Raw genomic sequence first — 20,078 nt, 5'->3', positions numbered from 1 at the left:
CGGTACAGTCCTGCCCTTAAACTTGCGCCAGCATTTGCTCGCAATGACAAATAGTTTTATATCATTTGCACATCTCCATATCCACGCATTTGCACATTTGTTACGCGCCGTGGCAGTTTTTATATTTTTTACCGCTTCCGCATGGGCAAGGATCGTTACGGCCAATTTTTTGTTCGGCTTTTACGGGCATTTGCTTTTGTGGCTCGCGGGTATCAAAATCGTCCATTGGCATACCGCTTTCACTTACCATTTCAGGTTTCGAGGTACGCATTTTGCGCATATCGATACTTGGTGGTTGCGGGCGGGCTTCGCGCACTTCGTCCGGATCTTGCTGAACCGGGATAATACCACGGAACAGGAAGCTTACCAGTTCTTTATTCACATTGGCCAGCATCTGGCGGAACAGTTCAAAAGCTTCGAATTTATAAACCAATAATGGGTCTTTTTGTTCGTAAACGGCGTTTTGTACCGATTGCTTTAACTCGTCCATTTCGCGCAGGTGCTCTTTCCAGGCATCGTCTATCAGGTACAGGGTCACATTCTTTTCGAATGATTTAAATACCTCTACGCCGTGGTTCTCTACCGCCTTTTTCAACGGAACAACAACCTGTAAACCATGGATACCGTCGGTAAACGGAACAATAATATCTTCAACCACGCCGCCGCGGTTAGCAAATACATCTTTTAATACCGGGTAAGCCTGATTGGCTATGCCTTCGGCTTTGCGTTTGTAAAAATCGCTTACCAGGGCAAAAGTATCATCAACCAATTGGTTAATGCTGGTAGCGGCAAATTCTTCCTGCGAGCTGTTCACATCTACCGAGAACACCCGGATCATTTCGATATGGAAACCTTCGTAGTTGTTTTGTTCTTTGTATTCGGTAGCGATATCTTCCACCACATCATAAATGGTATTGCTGATATCTACATCCAAACGATCGCCAAACAGGGCGTTTTTACGTTTGGCGTAAATAACGGTACGCTGCGAGTTCATGACGTCGTCATACTCCAGCAAACGCTTACGTACGCCGAAGTTGTTCTCTTCTACCTTTTTCTGCGCACGTTCGATAGATTTTGAGATCATCGAGTGCTGAATTACTTCGCCCTCTTCGATACCCATACGTACCATCAGGCTGGCGATACGCTCTGATCCGAATAAACGCATCAGGTTATCCTCTAACGATACGAAGAACTGTGACGAACCCGGGTCGCCCTGCCTGCCTGCACGGCCACGCAACTGGCGATCGACACGGCGCGATTCGTGACGCTCGGTACCTACAATGGCTAAACCGCCGGCTTCCTTAACGCCGGGGCCTAATTTAATATCCGTACCACGGCCGGCCATGTTGGTGGCAATAGTAACAGTGCCTGCCTTACCGGCTTCGGCCACAATATCGGCCTCCTTTTGGTGCAGTTTGGCGTTCAGTACGTTATGCTTGATACCGCGCAGTTTTAGCATACGGCTCAATAATTCGGATATATCAACCGAGGTGGTACCTACCAGCACCGGCCTGCCTGCCTGGGTTAAAGCGGTGATCTCGTCGGCAACGGCGTTAAATTTCTCGCGCACGGTACGGTAAACCAAATCCTGGCGGTCATCGCGGCTGATATTGGTGTTGGTTGGTATCTCTACCACATCCAGTTTGTAGATCTCCCAAAACTCGCCGGCTTCGGTAACGGCAGTACCCGTCATACCGCAAAGTTTGTGGTACATACGGAAATAGTTTTGCAGGGTAATGGTAGCAAAGGTTTGCGATGCATCCTCTACCTTTACATTCTCTTTAGCCTCGATGGCCTGGTGCAAGCCATCGCTGTAGCGGCGGCCATCCAGCACACGGCCGGTTTGCTCGTCCACAATTTTTACCTTGCCATCATCCAGGATGTATTCGGTATCTTTTTCAAACAGGGTATAAGCTTTCAGCAACTGGTTAACCGAGTGGATCCGTTCTGATTTGATCGAGAAATCGCGCATCAACTCATCTTTCTTAGCTACTTTTTCTTCGGCGCTTAAGTTTGATTTTTCAATCTCGGCAATTTCGGTACCTACGTCAGGCATCACAAAGAAACTTGGATCCTCGCCCGAAGTAGTGATCAGTTCGATCCCTTTTTCGGTCAGCTCAACCTGGTTATTTTTTTCGTCTATCACAAAAAACAGGTCGCTATCTACCTTAGGCATTTCCTTGCCCTGGTCCTGCATATAGTGGTTCTCTGATTTTTGCAGCACGGTACGGTTGCCGCCCTCGCTCAGGAATTTGATCAGCGCTTTATTTTTAGGCAAACCACGGTGGGCTCGCAATAAGGCTAAACCGCCGGTATCGGCATCGGTTTTGCCATCGTTCACCAATTTCTTGGCTTCGTTCAGTACGCCGTTAATATAGTTTTTCTGTGCATTTACCAGGCGTTCGATACGTGGTTTCAAATCATAAAACTCGTGCTCGTCACCACGCGGGATAGGGCCTGATATAATTAAAGGGGTACGGGCATCGTCAATCAGCACCGAGTCAACCTCATCCACCATGGCATAGTGCGATTTACGCTGAACCAGTTCTTCGGGGCTACGTGTCATATTGTCACGCAGGTAGTCAAAACCAAATTCGTTATTGGTGCCAAAGGTAATATCGGCCAGGTAAGCATCGCGGCGTTCCTGCGAGTTTGGCTCGTGCTTATCAATACAATCAACCGAAAGACCGTGGAACTCGTACAACGGCCCCATCCACTCCGAGTCACGACGGGCCAGATAATCATTCACGGTTACAATGTGTACACCCTGTCCGGCAAGCGCGTTAAGGTAAGCAGGCAGCGTGGCTACCAGCGTTTTACCCTCGCCTGTGGCCATTTCGGCAATTTTACCCTGGTGCAATACAATACCGCCTATCAGCTGTACATCGTAGTGTACCATATCCCAGGTAACCTCGTTGCCGGCAGCCAGCCAGGTATTATGGTGGATGGCTTTATCGCCTTTAATTACTACGTTAGCTTTTTTAGCGGCTAAAGTGCGGTCAAAGTCGCTGGCGGTTACCTCAATAGTGGCGTTGTTTTTAAAGCGCTTGGCAGTTTCCTTCACCACGGCAAAAGCCTGCGGTAAAATATCCATCAATATCACTTCCAGGGCTTTGTTACGGTCTTTTTCCAGTTTGTCCTGCTCGGTATACAGGGCTACCTTTTCATCAACCGGCATATCCAGTTCGGTGTTAATGCGCTCCTTTATGGCCTGTAATTCGCCGTCTATAGCGGCCAGTCCGCTGCTGATGGTCTCCTTAAAGGTGAGGGTTTGCTGGCGCAATTCATCATTGCTCAGCGTTTCCAGCTTGGCATAGGCGGCCTTTACTTTTTCAACTATAGGTTGTATGCTCTTGACGTCTCTGTCCGATTTGCTTCCAAAAAGCTTGCTTATAAAATTCAGCATGATTTATTCTCTCTCAGTGATATATTGCCAATACGACTTCAACAATTGTTCCATTGGTCTGCGTAAAGTCATAATGGCAGGCGAAGTTACGGTTTTGTAGGGAAAGTGCGAAAGAAGGAAAGACGGAAAGTCCGAAAGAGTGGGTTGTGGTGATGTTTGATGATGATGTTGTGGTGATTTAACCACAGAGGGCATAAAGAGAGAACCCACAAAGGACACGGAGGTTTTCTTATTCAACTAATTTCCCGCTGCCCGCTGCCGTTTCAAGCGTCCACGCTTGAAACTTATCCGAAGGCAAGCGTCCACGCTTGCGAAATAATTAAGCGTGGACGCTTAATCAGGATTACAGTCAAGCGGGGACGCTTGACCGGGCGAGAGTTGTGGTGATGTTTGATGATGAAGTTGTAGTTAAATTCTAACAACAACCCTACTTATCGTCCAAATCATCGGCCCCTTCATCATCTCCCTCAAAATCATCTTCATCAAAGCCTTCAAAAAACTTGTCCTCGTCAAACATCAGTTCTTCCATTTTTTCCTGTTCGGGGGTGCTGGTATCAAAGCGGATGGCCCAGTTATCGGGGATATCGTAGCTTTTATCAAAACCACGGATCCATTCTACAAATACAATGCGAAATTCCTCTACCTTATCGCGCATCAGTTGCACGTAGTCTTCTTCGTTTATTTTTACCATGCTGGCAAAGGATACGGCGTTAAACATATCCTGCACAGCCAGTTTGATCAGTACCGCGTTCTGCATCCGTAACGAGTACAGTCCACCACCCTCGGCCCCGGCGATTTTGGCCTGGATGAGCGCCGCGTTGCTCACCATTTGTACCGATAACGACTCCTTCATATCGTCTTCCTTCAGGGCATCGGATATCACATCCACCAGGTCGAACAACTCCTGCGACTTTTGATAAACGGGCAACAATTCGTATTTACGTAACCTACGGGACATGGAGTGAAGTTAGGAAAAAGTCCGGAAGACCGAAAGTCGGGAAGTCCGAAAGTTTTGGAAATACTAAAAACGGTATCCCGCAGCCTGTTTTCTATCTTTCCGACTTTCGGTCTTCCGGACTTTCCGACTCCCACAAAAAAGCTATCTTTGCCCTCACTATGAATATCCTGATCCTTGGTTCGGGCGGAAGGGAAAGCGCCTTCGCCTGGAAAATTGCCCAAAGCCCCAAATGCGATAAATTGTTTATCGCTCCCGGTAATGCCGGCACCTCTCAGTTTGGTACCACCGTTAATATTAAGGCTACCGACTTTGAAGGCATTAAGCAATTGGTATTAGACGAGGCTATCGATTTAGTATTGGTTGGCCCCGAAGAACCGCTGGTAAAAGGAGTACACGATTTTTTTCTGAATGACGATGCCATTAAGCATGTGCCTGTAATTGGTCCGCAGGCCGAGGGTGCGCAGTTGGAGGGGAGCAAAGATTTCAGCAAGCAGTTTATGGATAGGCATGGCATCCCAACCGCGGCATCGCGTACGTTTACCCGCGATACCCTGCAGGAAGGGTTTGAATATTTGGCCACCGCGGGCCTACCCATCGTATTAAAAGCCGACGGATTAGCTGCCGGAAAAGGCGTATTGATATGCCTGACATTAGAAGAAGCCCGGCAAGAGCTGATGGAAATGCTGACCGAAGCTAAGTTTGGCGATGCCAGCAGCAAGGTAGTGATAGAACAGTTTTTGCAGGGGATTGAGCTCTCCGTTTTTGTAATGACCGATGGCAGTAATTATAAAATACTCCCCGAAGCTAAAGATTATAAGCGCATAGGTGAAGGCGATACCGGTTTAAATACCGGCGGTATGGGTTCGGTTTCACCGGTTCCGTTTGCCGGTGCGGAGTTTATGAAAAAGGTGGAAGACCGTATTGTGATCCCCACTGTAGAAGGTTTGAAAAAAGAAGGCATCCCTTATAAGGGCTTTATCTTTATTGGCCTGATGAATTGCGACGGCGAACCTTTTACCATTGAATACAATGCCCGCATGGGCGACCCGGAAACGGAAAGTGTAATGATGCGCATTGAAAGCGATTTTGTAGATCTGTTGCAAGGCGTAGCCGAAGGCAACCTGCACGAAAAGACGTTAACCATTTCTCCAAAAACCGCCGCAACCGTAGTATGTGTGGCCGGCGGTTATCCCGGCGAGTATATGAAAGGCCAGGTAATTACCGGGCTGGACAATATGCGCGGGTCGCAGGTGTTCCAGGCGGGGACTGCCCTGCAAGGCGATGAAGTAATAGCCACCGGTGGCCGTGTACTGATGGTAACCAGCTTGCAGGATAACATGTTTGAAGCCCTGCAACAAGCCACCGCCGATGCCAGCCGGATCTATTATGATGGCATGGTGTTCAGGAAAGATATCGGGTTTGATCTGTTGTAATGATATTTGATCATTGCCGGTAAGGGTACCGGATCCGGGGCGATGATTAGTACCGGATAAAGCCGTAACGCTTAATGTGCCGCTTATCGGTAGAGAGGTAGTACGAGCTTAAATCGCCGGTTTCCAATACCATTGAATATTGCCCCAGGTTAATTATCCGCGCGGTTTTAAAAGGCGTAGCGTTGTTAATGGTAGCCCCTGCTAAAGTATCCTGGCAGCTAAGGGTTGATTTTAGGGTGAGCTTATCCTCGGTTAACTCCCATTTCCCGGTATTGGTTTGGTTAATGCACGAAAAATCTTTGTAGGTACAAGTACCATCGCTGTTAAAAGTAAAAGTTTGGTTAAGCGTGCAGGTGGTATTAAAAACATTGGTACTGGTATTGCTGCTGCCTACGTAATTAAACACCTGTACCGACGCCAGTTGCCAGGTACCGCGGGCCAGCAGGTTTTCTACAGTGCCCGATGTGTCTTTTTTGCAGGAATTGCTGAATACGGCAACACCGATTAATCCTAACAGAAAAAGTAAAGGGTATTTATTTTTCATGAACACTGCAAAAATAGTAAAACCTATTAACGTGCAATGCGGGTGGGAAAGTATATTTAAATACAGAAGGGGCATAGTGGCGATTTAACCACACGGATCACAGAGATTTTTCACAGAGATCACAAAGATTTTATCAACTTTGCCTCCGTGTACTCCGTGGTTCTCCCTCTGTGCGCTCTGTGGTTAAAAAAAATCTCTACCCTTATGCTTATACCCTTCCATCAACTCAAAGCCGAATTTAAACGCGTACTGCTTAAACTCAACTTTAACGAAGCTAAGGCCGGTGCCTGCGCCCGCATTTTTGCAGAGAACAGCCGCGATGGGGTTTATACTCATGGTTTAAACCGCTTCCCGGTTTTTGTACAATACGTGCAGGAAGGTTTGATTAACCCTGATGCCGTACCGGCGTTGGTTGATCAAATGGGCGCTATTGAGCGCTGGGACGGCAACCTTGGTCCGGGCATATTAAACGCGGAGTGTTGTATGAACAGGGCCATTGCATTGGCTAAGGAAAACGGAATTGGCTGCGTGGCTATCCGTAATACCAATCACTGGATGCGGGGCGGTACCTATGGCTGGCAAGCTGCAGAAGCCGGGTATATCAGCATATCGTTTACTAATACCATTGCCAACCTGCCGCCATGGGGCGGGATAGATCCGCGGTTAGGGAATAACCCGCTGGTAATTGCGGTGCCGCGTAAGGATGGACATATTATACTGGATATGGCGATAACGCAATACTCTTTCGGGAAACTATATCAATACAAGGCAGCCGGCGAGCAGCTACCCTTACCGGGAGGTTATGATAAAGATGGCAGTATAACTACTGACCCGGGGGCTATTATCGAATCGCAGCGGCCGCTGCCGGTTGGGTTTTGGAAAGGGTCGGGATTATCGCTGGTGCTGGATCTGCTGGCCACGGTTTTAAGCCAGGGCAATTCTACCGAAAAGATCACCCAAAAAGCAAAAGAATCGGGCGTATCTCAGGTATTTATCTGTATCAGGCCTGATGGAGATGAGTTAACAGCTCAACTCATTGAGCAGATCATTGATTACACCAAAACAAGCCGTGTTGAAGCAGGTAAACAAATTCAATACCCCGGCGAAGGGACACTGAAAACCCGCGAACGCAACCTGAAAGAGGGTATCCCCGTTGATGAAGAGATCTGGCAAAAAGTGCTGGCTATGTGAGTTCAGATCCGAGATGTTAGTTAGGAGATTTGAGACAAGCCTGCGCTCGGTCAACCTATTGTAAACATCAGCGTAGCAAAACTTCGATCGCTCAAAATTGTCGTATATTGTATCAAGTGAAATTCAATAATTCACGTAATCAATAATTCAATAATTACATAATGGAATACAATAAACTAACACCCGAAGAAGAGCGGGTAATACTTTATAAAGGAACCGAGCGCCCCTTTACCGGCGAGTTGCTGAACAACAAAGCCGAAGGTGTATATGTATGTAAACGTTGCGATGCGCCCTTGTACAATTCGGCTGATAAGTTTGAATCGTTTTGCGGCTGGCCGAGTTTTGACGATGAGATACCCGGCGCGGTACACCGTGAGGTAGATGCCGACGGCCGGCGGGTAGAGATACTTTGCGCCAATTGCGGCGCCCACCTGGGCCACGTTTTTGAAGGGGAGTATTTAACCCCAAAAAACACCCGCCACTGCGTTAATTCGGTATCGATGAAGTTTGTGCCGCTGGCTTAAAACCTACTACTTGTCATTGCGAGGTACGAAGCAACCGCACACCCAAAGAGCAGTCTTGCATAGTTCGTCCCGATAGTTATCGGGATAACTCAGCAATGACAAAATGATGAGGGTGTAACAATTAGACCTTTTTCGCTTGCTGAAATCGTATAGCGCAAACTGCAATCCATTCCGGTTAAACAGGGTTAACCTTTACGAATATTCCATCAGGTTGTTCGAAAAAAATGTAAAAAAGTTTTGCACCAATTTTTGTTAAAAATAAAATGTCGAATTGTTTATAAGTCGGCTAATTGTTTAAAACTTCGATGTAAAACCAATGGATTGGTCTGTTACATTTGTTACAATTCTTTCAGCCCCGGCAAATAACTACCGATAATAAGTTAACGCGGTGTAAATCACAGGTTAACATAAAATTAAGGAGCCGAAAGACCGAATACATATAAAACTTTATTAGAAGACAGGTTCTTTAACTGCTTTTAACACCAAAAAAGAGCAGGGCGGCATTGTCGACTTTATTTGAAACGCGAGAGATTAAATAACATAGGGAAAATGAGCCAGGAAAACGAATTGCTTTTAAGAGAGAACAAAGACCGCTTTGTAATTCTGCCTATTAAGTACCCAGCTATTTGGGAGATGTATAAAAAGGCCGAAGCCAGTTTTTGGACAGCCGAAGAGATCGATCTTTCGGACGATCAGAAGCATTGGGATAACATGAATGATGGCGAAAGGCATTTTGTATCGCATATCCTGGCGTTTTTTGCTGCCAGCGATGGTATTGTGAACGAAAACCTGGCTGTAAACTTCATGAGCGAGGTGCAATTGCCCGAAGCCCGCTGTTTCTACGGTTTCCAGATCATGATGGAGAATATCCACTCCGAAACCTATGCTTTATTAATAGACACTTATATTAAAGATCCGACCGAAAAAGACCGCCTGTTCCACGCCGTGGATACTATCCCATGTGTACAGAAAAAAGCGGAATGGGCTTTGCGGTGGATTAACAACGGAACATTTGCCGAACGTTTGGTGGCTTTTGCCGCGGTAGAAGGGATTTTCTTTTCGGGTAGCTTTTGCTCTATCTTCTGGTTGAAAAAACGCGGCTTAATGCCGGGCTTAACCTTTAGCAACGAGTTGATCTCAAGAGATGAAGGCTCGCATTGTGAATTTGCCTGCTTATTATACAGCATGCTGGAAAACAAGCTAAGCACTGAAGTTGCTACCAAGATCATCACCGACGCGGTAGAAATGGAAAAAGAATTTATTACCGACGCGCTGCCGGTGGCATTGATAGGCATGAACGCTAAGCTAATGAGCCAGTACATTGAGTTTGTGGCCGACCGCTGGCTGGGCGAACTGGGTTATCCTAAATTTTATGGCGCATCAAATCCGTTTGATTTTATGGAGATGATATCGCTGCAGGGCAAAACCAACTTCTTTGAAAAACGTGTTGGCGACTATCAAAAAAGCGGCGTACTGAATACTGGTACCGACAGCAAATCGTTCTCATTAGACGAGGACTTTTAATACCCGGCTACCCAACAACCTGAAACCAAACCATACACACATATCGAAATTAAATTAACAGAAACAATCACGTTCCGGTAAGGGAACAAAAAGAGGGGGACACAACATGTACGTAATTAAAAGAGACGGTAAAAAAGAATCCGTAAAATTTGACAAGATCACCGCACGCATCGAGAAACTGTGCTATGGTTTTCCACCGTTGGTTGACCCGATCGACGTGGCCAAAAAAGTTATTGAAGGTTTGTTTGACGGCGTAACCACGTCTGAACTGGATAACCTGGCGGCAGAAACAGCAGCCTCGTTAACCACCAAACACCCTGATTATGCTTTGCTGGCGTCGCGCATTGCAGTATCTAATCTGCACAAAAACACCATCAAGTCGTTTTCGGAAACCATGAAGAACCTATATGAATATATAGACCCTAAAAATGGCAAACCGGCATCGTTACTGGCCGATGATGTTTACCAGATCATCCGCGATAATGCTGAGGAACTGGACAGTAGTATTATATACGACCGCGATTTTGGCTTTGATTACTTTGGTTTTAAAACCCTCGAAAAATCATACCTGTTAAAGCTGGACGGTAAAATTGCCGAGCGCCCGCAGCACCTGTTTATGCGCGTATCGGTTGGTATCCATAAAGAAGATATCGAAAGCGCCATCAAAACTTACCACCTGATGAGCGAACGCTGGTTCACCCACGCTACGCCAACCCTGTTTAATGCAGGTACCCCCAAGCCGCAAATGTCATCATGCTTTTTATTAACCATGAAAGATGACAGCATTGACGGCATCTACGATACACTGAAACAAACTGCCAAGATCTCGCAAAGCGCCGGCGGTATAGGCCTAAGTATCCACAATGTGCGTGCAACAGGGTCATACATTAGCGGCACAAATGGCACCAGCAACGGTATTATCCCCATGCTGCGCGTGTTTAACGATACCGCCCGTTATGTAGATCAGGGTGGTGGCAAGCGTAAAGGCGCCTTTGCTATTTACTTAGAGCCATGGCATGCCGATATTTTTGAATTCCTTGACCTGCGTAAAAACCACGGTAAAGAAGAAATGCGTGCCCGCGATCTGTTCTACGCCCTTTGGGTATCCGACCTGTTTATGCAGCGTGTGGAAGCCAACGAGGATTGGAGCCTGTTCTGTCCGCACGAAGCACCGGGATTAGCCGATTGCTGGGGTAAGGAGTTTGAAGACCTGTATACTAAATACGAGAAAGAGGGCCGCGCCCGTAAAACTATTAAGGCGCAGGAATTGTGGTTTGCCGTGTTAGATAGTCAGGTTGAAACCGGTACGCCTTACCTGTTATACAAGGATGCTGCTAACGGTAAATCAAACCAGCAAAACCTGGGTACCATTAAAAGCTCAAACTTATGTACCGAGATCATCGAGTACACATCTGATAAAGAAGTTGCCGTTTGTAACCTGGCATCGTTAGCCTTGCCGCGTTATGTGATCAATGGGGCGTTCGATCATCAAAAACTGTACGAAGTAACCTACCAGGCTACTTTGAACCTGAACAAGATCATCGACAATAATTACTACCCGATTGAAGAGGCCCGTTACTCCAACCTGCGCCACCGCCCGATAGGCTTAGGTGTGCAAGGTTTGGCCGATGCTTTCATCCTGCTGCGTATGCCGTTTGAAAGCGACGAAGCCCGTAAACTGAACAAGGAGATCTTTGAAACGATCTACTTCGCGTCGATGACGGCTTCTAAAGATCTGGCTATTAAGGATGGCGCTTACAAAACCTTTAAAGGTTCCCCATTATCTAAAGGCAAATTCCAGTTCGATCTGTGGAATGTATCGCCTGATAGCGGCCGTTGGGATTGGGAAAACCTGCGTTTAGATGTAATGAACCATGGTGTGCGTAACTCGCTGTTAGTAGCGCCAATGCCAACCGCTTCAACATCACAAATATTAGGTAATAACGAGTGCTTTGAGCCTTATACCTCTAATATATACACCCGCCGTGTATTAAGCGGCGAGTTTGTAATCGTTAACAAACACTTACTGCGCGATTTAGTGAACCGCGGTATTTGGGATGGCGCCATGAAAGATAAGATCATCAGCGCTAACGGTTCAATCCAGGATATTGCCGAGATACCACAGGATATGAAAGACCTGTACAAAACCGTATGGGAAATTAAGATGCGTAACATCATTGATATGGCTGCCGACCGTGGCGCGTATATCTGCCAGTCGCAATCGCTTAACCTGTTCATCAACTCGCCAAACGCATCTAAACTAACTTCGATGCACTTCTATGCCTGGAAGAAAGGCCTGAAAACAGGTATGTACTACCTGCGCACACAAGCAGCATCGCAAGCGGTTAAATTTACCGTAGAAAACCAGGGCGGTAAAAACATGGATCCGGTTATACCAGAATTAGTTGACCAGATTGCCGACGAAATACCAGCCGGGCCAAGCTGCTCAATGGAAGAAGGTTGCGTGACTTGCAGCGCTTAAGTCGAAAGTCTTTAGTCTGAAGTCTAAAGTTAAAATAACGAACGGGCGGGTTGCAAATGCATCCCGCCCGTTCGTTTTATCCCCCCCGTCATTGCGAGGAGCTTCTATCAGCGACGTGGCAATCCCCGGCAAGCAGAGTAGCACAGCTTGCCGGGGATTGCTTCGTTCCTACCCATGACAGATTGAGCGTAGGGTGTCATGGTGAGCTTGTCGAACCATGGCGGGCAGGCCACCGCGCGTACCCTTCGACAGGCTCAGGGTGACATCCCCTCTGTCATCCCCACCAGGGTTTGATAACTCGCGATGACGTGGTGGTTATATGTCATATTTTGATATTATTTTCCATATCACAATAAACTTTCGGACTTTCGGTCTTCCCGACTTTCGGACTAATATGCACAAACACGAGATCATCCATTGCGAACGCTGCCGCGCTACTTTTGAATGTAAAGCCAATTCATTCACCAAGTGCCAGTGCAGTACTGTGCAGTTAACCCTGAACGAGGTGCAGTATGTGAGTGAATTGTATGATGGCTGCCTGTGCGCATCGTGTCTGCTGGAAATACAAAAAGAGTATCGGGTAGAAAACGGCTTAGTATAAGATGTCGGAGTTCCTTTTACAGATATCCTGCGAATTTGACGACACCTACTCGGTGCTGATTGAAGATGACGGCCGTGTAGCCTACGCCTATCTGCTGGAATATGGTGATGTTATTGGCGATGTATGGCTCTATAATCAAGACGAAGCGCCCCGCAATAGCAACTGGGCCATGCAGTCAACGCCCTATCTTAACCCGATAGAATACCTAAATGCTGATGCCAGAATATCTCCTATTAAAAACGAAAGTGAGATCAGATGCGAATGGACAGAATCGCCTAATGATAGCCTGATAGAGGTGGGTATCTCCATCCGCGGTAAATTTATTGCCAGTATTACATCAGGATCAAAACCAGGCTGGTCGGTTTTGGTGGTGAAGGATGGGCCGCTGGCTTTGGTGTATTAGCCGATACGAAATCTAATGCAATCGCTCGGCTCCAGCCGAGTGATGATTATTTCCCGGCCTCCGGCCGCTGTGAACTATGAAATCAGGTTATTTACACCGGCCAGAGGCCGGACAATAGCGGTCACTCGGCTGGAGCCGAGTGACTGCAAGGAGCATGTCATTTCGAACGATAGTGAGAAATCTTATAAAAGCGATAAGGCTGCACGTAGAAGATTTCTCTTTCGCCCCACTTCACATTCTCTCCCCAGCTCTATCGAATGACAAAATGGTAATACCTTTCGTACTATTTATACTGCTCCACCACCTGTTTTAATTGCGCCGCCTGCACTACCCCGCTTTGACGCCATTTAATCTGCTCATCTTTAAACAGTATCAGCGTTGGCACACCCTGCACGTTATAAGCGCTGGCTGCCGCGGGGTTTTTGTCTACATCAACTTTAATGATCTTCACGCCATTGCCTACCATATCCTTCAATTGCTTTAGGATAAGGGCCATCATTTTACATGGGCCGCACCACTCGGCCGAGAAGTCGATCAGTACGGGTTTGTCGGATTTTATCAGATCAGCGAACGTTGCCATAATTGGGTTATTTGTTAGGTTAACAATTGTGAACGGGGATAGTTTGACTCACCCCGACGTTGCTCCGCTCGTCGGCCCTCTCTTCGCTGCGCGGAAAGAGGGCAGGAGGTGTATCCAATAAGCACGTACCCTCTTTCCGCCAAAGGCGAAGAGAGTGTGGTCCAGCGAAGCGTAGACCGGTGAGTCACCGCGGGTCCAAAGGTTCCAGCGGGTTAATTTGCAGGGCATCCAAAACGGGATACAGCTCCAGCGTGTTGTCATCAACTCGTTTACCTACTTTGTAGGGTACATATTTCAACTCCCGGATACAGCGTTCGGCCATAGCCGTTGCTGTCGATTCGATATGGCTTTTGCTGCTTACGGTTAAAAAAGGTTTTTCAGCCGGCATGCCGTAATGATAGATGAGGCGTACCCCGTTGCGTACATTAGTAGTGGTGTGGCGGGCCTGGGGCTCGCATATAACGGCGTTGGCGGGTACATGCAGGTTATTCACCAGGAATTTCTTCATTTCCAAAGCTTCGCAGTATTTGGTTTTATAAGGATGCGCCATCCCGCCCGATACGATAATGAATGGCGCTAAGCCTGCAAAATACCTGCTGGCACCCATACGGCAGCGCAGCATACCGGTAGCACTGATGGAAGTATTTAAATCGCCGGGGCCTGCACCCAAGATCAGGATAGCGGGGTATTTGTATTTGCTCCAATTGGTTTGTTTGATGTTTTGCAGGGCGGCTTTGTTAATGCCGGCAGTCAATGGCTCAAAGTTGGCGGCATCGTGCCGGCCATTTATTTCCATGGCTTGCAGGGCGTAAGTCAGCACCGGTTCAAAAAAAAGTTTGCTGGTTTTACATTCATCTATCATAACCGACGCGGCATCAAATAATACGCTGGTGTAAGATTTAGCTTTGACATTAAAGCTGATAGAATCTATATCCGCATAGCGCGGCTTTTTACCATCGGCATAAACGCTGATGGCATAGTTTACCCCTTCGGCATCCTGCTCCCAGGCTTTTACCAATTGCTGTTGGGGCGATAATTCTTTATTTAAAATGTATGATCCGGAGGGGATCAGGTCGGTTTTTACCAGTAAGCCTAAGGCATTACCGGGCTGGTATAGCTTTGCCAGTTTATCGCTTACTGATTTTATCTCATCTGGGCTGAATTTCAACTGAACGGTATAACATAAAGCATCCTTACAATTAAGCGAAGCCTTTAACGCATCCACTTTTGTGGCTGCGAGTTTGGCCAGGTCGGGGTCGGCTTCCAATAGCTTTTTTACCGCAATATTGGTTTGCAGCAAGGTAAGCAGGTAGTAGTTTTTTGATTGTACAAAATTATTACCCTTTAATTTATAAAAACGGTTGACTTGCTGAGCCTCGGCTTGTAGTTGGAAAATGGCGCCAAAAATCAGCGCAAGCAGAAATATTTTTTTGAAATACATAAGCAAATGGGTAGATGTGCGTATGTGAAGATAGGGATAATGTGCAAATGTGCATATATGCAGATGTGCAAATGATGAAATTTACTGCGTTCAAAATCAAATGTACACATACGCACATTTGCATATATGCACATTCAAAAATTAACTATTCTTCACCACAATGCTTTCTACCACGTTGGTTACGTGTTCGCATTTATCGGTGGTGGTTTCAAGGGCCAGCAGAATTTCGTTAAACTTAATCAGTTCAATAGCGTTAGGTTCATCAACCAGCAGGGCGGCAACAGCTTTGTTGTACACCTTATCGGCATAATGTTCCAGCGCTTTTATATTGTTAACAGAGTCGGTAATAGCCTGGGTGCCTTTAATGTTGCCTAACAGCTTCACGCATTTTTCTAATTCGGCGCAGGTTTTTACAATCAGACCGGCTAATTCTTTAATAGGCGGCGTAATACTGGTTGGCTGATACAGGTTAATCCTGCGCGATGAAATATTGATATAACCGGCAACGGTATCAATGGCTTTTACCAAATCGCACATATCACTGCGCTCAAACGGCGAAATAAAGGCCTTGCCCGAATCGGTAAAAACCTGGTGGGTAATTTCCTGGCTCTTGGCCCTCAGTCGGTTAATGGTATTGTATTGTGGTTTTTGCTCGTCGTCTGTAGTAATGGCCTCTAACAGTAGCTTGGCCATGGTACTAACATTTTCGGTCGCCTGGTTAAAGTGCGAGAAAAAAATCTCGTTGTAATTGGGGAATGCTGATTTAAACAGGCTTGATTGCATGCGGTTGAATTTGTCCCAACAAAGCTAAACTACTAATGTTAAGTTTATGTTAAGTTTATTTTTACGCTAAGGTTGACAAAATAGTTTTAACTATGTTCTGTTTAGTGTCACAATTCCATTCACACTAAAATTTATACCTTTATCACTGTATGTTAACCCTTAAAGTAGCCGACCTATCGCCCATGGAACTGCAGAATTACCTGCAATATGCCATAGCGCCGCGCCCAATTGCTTTGGCCAGTACCATAGATAAAAACGGTAATGTGAACCTGAGCCCCTTCAGCTTTTTTAATATGTTTAGCACTAATCCGCCGATATGTATTATTTCACCATCGCGGAGGGTGCGGGATAATACCACTAAACACAGCCTGGAAAATCTGCTGGAAGTGCGCGAACTGGTGATCAATGTCGTTACCTATAATATGGTACAGCAAACATCGCTGAGCAGCGTAGAATATGCACAGGGGGTAAATGAGTTTATAAAAGCCGGTTTTACCGAATTGCCATCCGAAATGGTGAAGCCGCCACGCGTGGCCGAATCGCCGGTGCAGTTTGAGTGTGTGGTGAACGATATCATCAGCCTGGGGGATGGCCCGGGCGCGGGGAACCTCATCATTGCCGAGATCAAGCTGATGCACATTAACGAGGCTGTTTTAGGCGCCGACGGTAAAATAGACCAAACCAAAATGGACCAGGTGGCCCGCCTTGGCGGCGATTGGTATTGCCGTGTAACTACCGATAACCTGTTTATGGTTGAAAAGCCTAACCGGCACATTGGTATTGGTGTAGATGCGCTGCCTTATCACGTACGGAATTCAACCGTATTAAGCGGGAATGATTTAGGTAGATTAGGTAACCTCACCGTGCTGCCTTCGGATGATGAAGTAGAGCAATTTGCCCAAACAGATGAAGTAAAAGAAATTCTGGATGCTACCATCGGCGATAGCCATACACGCGAATTGCAGTTGCATTTAAAGGCTAAGAGTTTGTTGGGAGAGGATAGGGTAGAGGATGCTTTGAAGGTGTTGATGGTAGATTAACCGTTTGGAGTATATGAACGTCAGTCCGCTCAATTGTCGCGGAGGGCTGTTACTTTTTTCTTGATAAAAAAGTAACCAAAAACTAAGCGATAGCGACCTCATGAACGCCTATTAAAATAATAATATGTGAATAAATCAAGACAGCGGAAATGCTTCCTTTGCCGCACATTGCCGTTGCCCGCATCATGCAAAACCACGGTACGCAAGAATTTGCCGCTGACCGCACATTTCCTACGCTTCAGGCAAATCCGCTTCCCTTTTCCACCCACATGCCAGCATCGTTTTGCCTGATCTTTCCGGAAGCCGTACCGCTGTCGGGAATAAAAAGGACAACAACTCCAATCGGCCGAAGGCCGATTGGAGTTGTTGCTACTGCCGCACCAAGCCCTTAATAACCGTCCTAAATGCGGCATCGGGAATCTTCGGGTACCACTGTCCTTGCCAAAGCACAAACTGTTCGTAGAAGATAACCAAGCCGCGGTTTTTTTCTTTGGTTACTTTCTTTTTTGCGAAAAAAGAAAGTAACATCCACTGACTTGCATTAACTGATTTACTAAGCCTAATGAAATACCAAACCAACAAATAGCACAAACAAAAAAGAGGCACAAGTATGTGCCTCTACAATATTATTCTAAAACCCTCGCCTTGCGCCACGGCTAAAGCGCCACGCGGTCGGGGAGGGTTGGGAGGGTTTTACTCAAACCACCTCATCACCTCTTCCTTAGTTGGCATGGTGATATCCAGTTTCAATTTTTTACGCATGCCGCCAAGGTCGTTAAATACTTTGTTGGGGTTGGCGGCTTTTAGTTCTTCAACGGTGTTGAAGCCCATTTTATTTAATACCGGCACCCATTCGGCAGATACACCGACGGCAATAAAATCATCGGCTGTGGCTACTTTAGCTTTCTTTTCGGCACGCATTTGCGGGAAGAACAATACTTCCTGGATAGTGCTCTGATTGGTCATCAGCATCACCAAACGGTCTATCCCGATACCCAGGCCCGATGTTGGCGGCATCCCGTATTCCAGGGCACGCAGAAAGTCTTCGTCCATAGCCATGGCTTCCTCATCACCTCTGCCAGCTAATAATAACTGATCTTCCAAACGCTCGCGCTGATCAATCGGGTCGTTCAACTCCGAGTAGGCGTTGGCTATTTCCTTACCGTTCACAAACAGTTCGAAACGCTCAACCAGGCCATCCTTAGTACGGTGTTTTTTGGCCAGCGGGGTCATTTCAATAGGGTAATCGGTAATATAAGTAGGCTGGATTAAATTAGCCTCTACCTTAACGCTGAAGATCTCGTCGATCAGTTTGCCTTTACCCATCGTGGTATCTACCTCAATAGCCAGATCGCGGCAGGTTTGGCGCAAAGCGGCTTCGTCCATGGCCGATACATCTATCCCGGTATATTTCAGGATAGAATCATACATCGACAATTTAGTATACGGACCGGCAAAGTTGATCTCGTTGGCGCCCACCTGTACCACCGGTACGCCGTGAACGGCACGGGCCACCTTTTCCAAACATTCCTCTACCATGGCCATCATCCAGATATAATCTTTATAGGCCACATATATTTCCATAGCGGTAAACTCGGGGTTATGTGTGCGGTCCATGCCCTCGTTACGAAACATTTTGCCAAACTCATAAACGCCGTCGAAACCGGCAACTATTAATCTTTTCAGGTACAACTCGTTGGCAATACGCAGGTAAAGCTGCATATCCAAAGTATTGTGGTGCGTAATAAACGGACGCGCCGCGGCGCCGCCATGTACGGCTTGTAGTATCGGTGTTTCCACCTCCATCCAGCCCTGATCGTTAAAATAACCGCGCATAGCGCTAATCACTTTTGATCGGTTGATGAAGATCTGCTTAAACCCGGGGTTAACCGTTAAATCCACATAGCGCTGGCGGTAACGCATTTCGGGGTCGGTAAACCCGTCGAAGGTATTGCCATCATCATCACGCTTCACCACCGGCAAAGGTTTCAAGGATTTTGACAAGATGGTCAGTTCCTGTGTATGTACCGACAGTTCGCCGGTTTGGGTTAAAAACGCGAAGCCTTTAACGCCCACATAATCGCCGATATCCAGCAGTTTTTTAAATACCGTATTGTATAAGGTTTTATCCTCATCCGGGCAAACGTCGTCGCGTTTCAGGTAAACCTGTAAACGGCCGCTGCTATCCTGCAATTCAAAAAATGAGGCGCTGCCCATAATCCGGCGGCCCATAATACGGCCGGCAATTACTACCTCTTTATATTCGTCGGGTTTGCTTTCGAAGTTATCCTTAATGTCCTGGGTTAGGTTAGTTACCTTAAATTCTTCGGCCGGGTAGGGGTTGATGCCTAAGGCACGCAAAGCCTGTAACGATTCGCGACGGATAATTTCCTGTTCGGATAGGGCAATACTCATTGTTGTTGTGGGTATATTATTAAAAGGTGCAAAAATAGGGAATTTTGGCGAGTTTGTTTAACCAATATGTGATTGCCGGGTACAAAGCGCCGGGTTAACAGGCCGGGCAGCCGGTAATTTAATGGTAAAGCGCCCCATTATTAATAATCATATCCGCTAATGATTGCCGGCGCTATGAAATGTGCTAAGGTTTATTATTTTTACCTCACAAATATAAACCCTACCTGTTATACATTTATGATAACCGTTAAAAACCACACCGAATTTGAGGCTTACCTGGGTAAGGAGATCGGCACATCCGGCTGGCATACCATTACCCAGCAGCAGATTGATCAGTTTGCCGAGGCTACTATCGACCATCAATGGATCCACACCGACCCTGAAAGATGCGCAATCGAAAGCCCTTTTAAGGCAACCATTGCGCATGGTTATTTAACGGTTTCGCTGCTGCCTTATTTTTGGCACCAGATAGCCGATGTGCAGAATTTAAAAATGCAGATCAATTACAGTATCGAAAACATCCGTTTTGCGCAGGCCGTGCCGGTTAACAGCCAGGTGAGGCTTATTGCTAAACTAAATGCCATTGTTAATTTACGGGGCATTACCAAAGCAACCATTGGCGTAACTATGGAAATTGACGGCGAGAAAAAACCCGCCTATACCGGCGAAGTAGTGTTTCTGTACCACTTTAACGGCTAATTTTCCTGCCGGTTTATACCACTGGGATGCGATAAGTGGCAACGCGAATAATTG

General features: G+C 46.6%; 16 protein-coding genes. 9 read left to right on the top strand and 7 right to left on the bottom strand.

Translation table 11 applies throughout. The features are described 5' to 3' along the window. Positions 1–100 precede the first annotated feature (100 nt). Positions 101–3,406 (bottom strand): preprotein translocase subunit SecA, encoded by a 3,306-nt coding sequence (gene secA, locus AC07M6_RS21365; RefSeq protein WP_494892980.1) that lies wholly within the window; start codon positions 3,404–3,406, stop codon positions 101–103. Positions 3,407–3,833: 427 nt separating this feature from the next. Beyond that, positions 3,834–4,364: a hypothetical protein gene (locus tag AC07M6_RS21360; RefSeq protein WP_494892978.1), complete on the bottom strand. Its 531-nt coding sequence runs from the start codon at positions 4,362–4,364 to the stop codon at positions 3,834–3,836. 158 nt (positions 4,365–4,522) lie between these two features. Here AC07M6_RS21360 and purD point away from each other — a divergent pair, with 158 nt between their 5' ends. Next, a complete protein-coding gene (gene purD, locus AC07M6_RS21355; protein WP_494892976.1) occupies positions 4,523–5,797 on the top strand; it encodes a phosphoribosylamine--glycine ligase in 1,275 nt (424 codons plus the stop codon). A 46-nt stretch (positions 5,798–5,843) separates the two neighbouring features. Here the strand turns inward: purD and AC07M6_RS21350 are convergent, their stop codons facing one another. Then, positions 5,844–6,341, bottom strand: a complete 498-nt coding sequence (locus AC07M6_RS21350; RefSeq protein WP_494892974.1) for a DUF5004 domain-containing protein — start codon at positions 6,339–6,341, stop codon at positions 5,844–5,846. Between the two features lie 204 nt (positions 6,342–6,545). On the opposite strand from AC07M6_RS21350, the gene yiaK reads away from it, so the two are divergent. From yiaK to AC07M6_RS21320, 6 genes are all read left to right on the top strand, one after another. Then, positions 6,546–7,532 carry a 3-dehydro-L-gulonate 2-dehydrogenase gene (gene yiaK / locus AC07M6_RS21345; protein ID WP_494892973.1) on the top strand — a complete coding sequence of 329 codons (987 nt, stop codon included), beginning with the start codon at positions 6,546–6,548 and terminating at the stop codon, positions 7,530–7,532. A gap of 161 nt (positions 7,533–7,693) precedes the next feature. Continuing rightward, positions 7,694–8,056 (top strand): methionine-R-sulfoxide reductase, encoded by a 363-nt coding sequence (locus AC07M6_RS21340; protein ID WP_494892972.1) that lies wholly within the window; start codon positions 7,694–7,696, stop codon positions 8,054–8,056. A gap of 549 nt (positions 8,057–8,605) precedes the next feature. Continuing rightward, positions 8,606–9,580 (top strand): ribonucleoside-diphosphate reductase small subunit, encoded by a 975-nt coding sequence (locus tag AC07M6_RS21335; RefSeq protein WP_494892970.1) that lies wholly within the window; start codon positions 8,606–8,608, stop codon positions 9,578–9,580. A 106-nt stretch (positions 9,581–9,686) separates the two neighbouring features. Further along, on the top strand, positions 9,687–12,062 hold the full coding sequence (locus tag AC07M6_RS21330; RefSeq protein ID WP_494892968.1) for a ribonucleoside-diphosphate reductase subunit alpha: 2,376 nt from the start codon (positions 9,687–9,689) through the stop codon (positions 12,060–12,062). Between the two features lie 319 nt (positions 12,063–12,381). Beyond that, complete coding sequence (locus AC07M6_RS21325) at positions 12,382–12,663, top strand: cysteine-rich CWC family protein (RefSeq protein WP_494892966.1); 282 nt, start codon at positions 12,382–12,384, stop codon at positions 12,661–12,663. A 1-nt stretch (position 12,664) separates the two neighbouring features. Then, positions 12,665–13,066, top strand: a complete 402-nt coding sequence (locus tag AC07M6_RS21320) for a hypothetical protein (protein WP_494892964.1) — start codon at positions 12,665–12,667, stop codon at positions 13,064–13,066. A gap of 283 nt (positions 13,067–13,349) precedes the next feature. Here the strand turns inward: AC07M6_RS21320 and trxA are convergent, their stop codons facing one another. From trxA to AC07M6_RS21305, 3 genes are all read right to left on the bottom strand, one after another. Further along, entirely contained in the window at positions 13,350–13,646 is a 297-nt protein-coding gene (gene trxA / locus AC07M6_RS21315; RefSeq protein WP_494892962.1) for a thioredoxin, read from the bottom strand. Positions 13,647–13,830: 184 nt separating this feature from the next. After that, positions 13,831–15,087: a YdcF family protein gene (locus AC07M6_RS21310; RefSeq protein WP_494892960.1), complete on the bottom strand. Its 1,257-nt coding sequence runs from the start codon at positions 15,085–15,087 to the stop codon at positions 13,831–13,833. A gap of 141 nt (positions 15,088–15,228) precedes the next feature. Then, positions 15,229–15,870, bottom strand: coding sequence for a DUF47 domain-containing protein (locus AC07M6_RS21305; protein ID WP_494892958.1), 642 nt, complete (start codon positions 15,868–15,870; stop codon positions 15,229–15,231). Between the two features lie 149 nt (positions 15,871–16,019). Here AC07M6_RS21305 and AC07M6_RS21300 point away from each other — a divergent pair, with 149 nt between their 5' ends. Continuing rightward, on the top strand, positions 16,020–16,910 hold the full coding sequence (locus AC07M6_RS21300; RefSeq protein WP_494892957.1) for a flavin reductase family protein: 891 nt from the start codon (positions 16,020–16,022) through the stop codon (positions 16,908–16,910). Positions 16,911–17,603: 693 nt separating this feature from the next. On the opposite strand, the gene lysS is transcribed toward AC07M6_RS21300, so the two are convergent. Beyond that, on the bottom strand, positions 17,604–19,325 hold the full coding sequence (gene lysS / locus AC07M6_RS21295; protein ID WP_494892955.1) for a lysine--tRNA ligase: 1,722 nt from the start codon (positions 19,323–19,325) through the stop codon (positions 17,604–17,606). Between the two features lie 237 nt (positions 19,326–19,562). Between lysS and AC07M6_RS21290 the strand changes: the two genes are divergently transcribed. Beyond that, entirely contained in the window at positions 19,563–20,024 is a 462-nt protein-coding gene (locus AC07M6_RS21290) for a MaoC family dehydratase (protein ID WP_494892953.1), read from the top strand. Positions 20,025–20,078: the final 54 nt, after the last annotated feature.

This window comes from Mucilaginibacter sp. GW821-FHT07H05 (genome assembly GCF_059418485.1).
The sequence above is the reverse complement of the archived record's forward strand: the minus strand, read 5'-3'. Positions and strand labels throughout refer to the sequence as shown.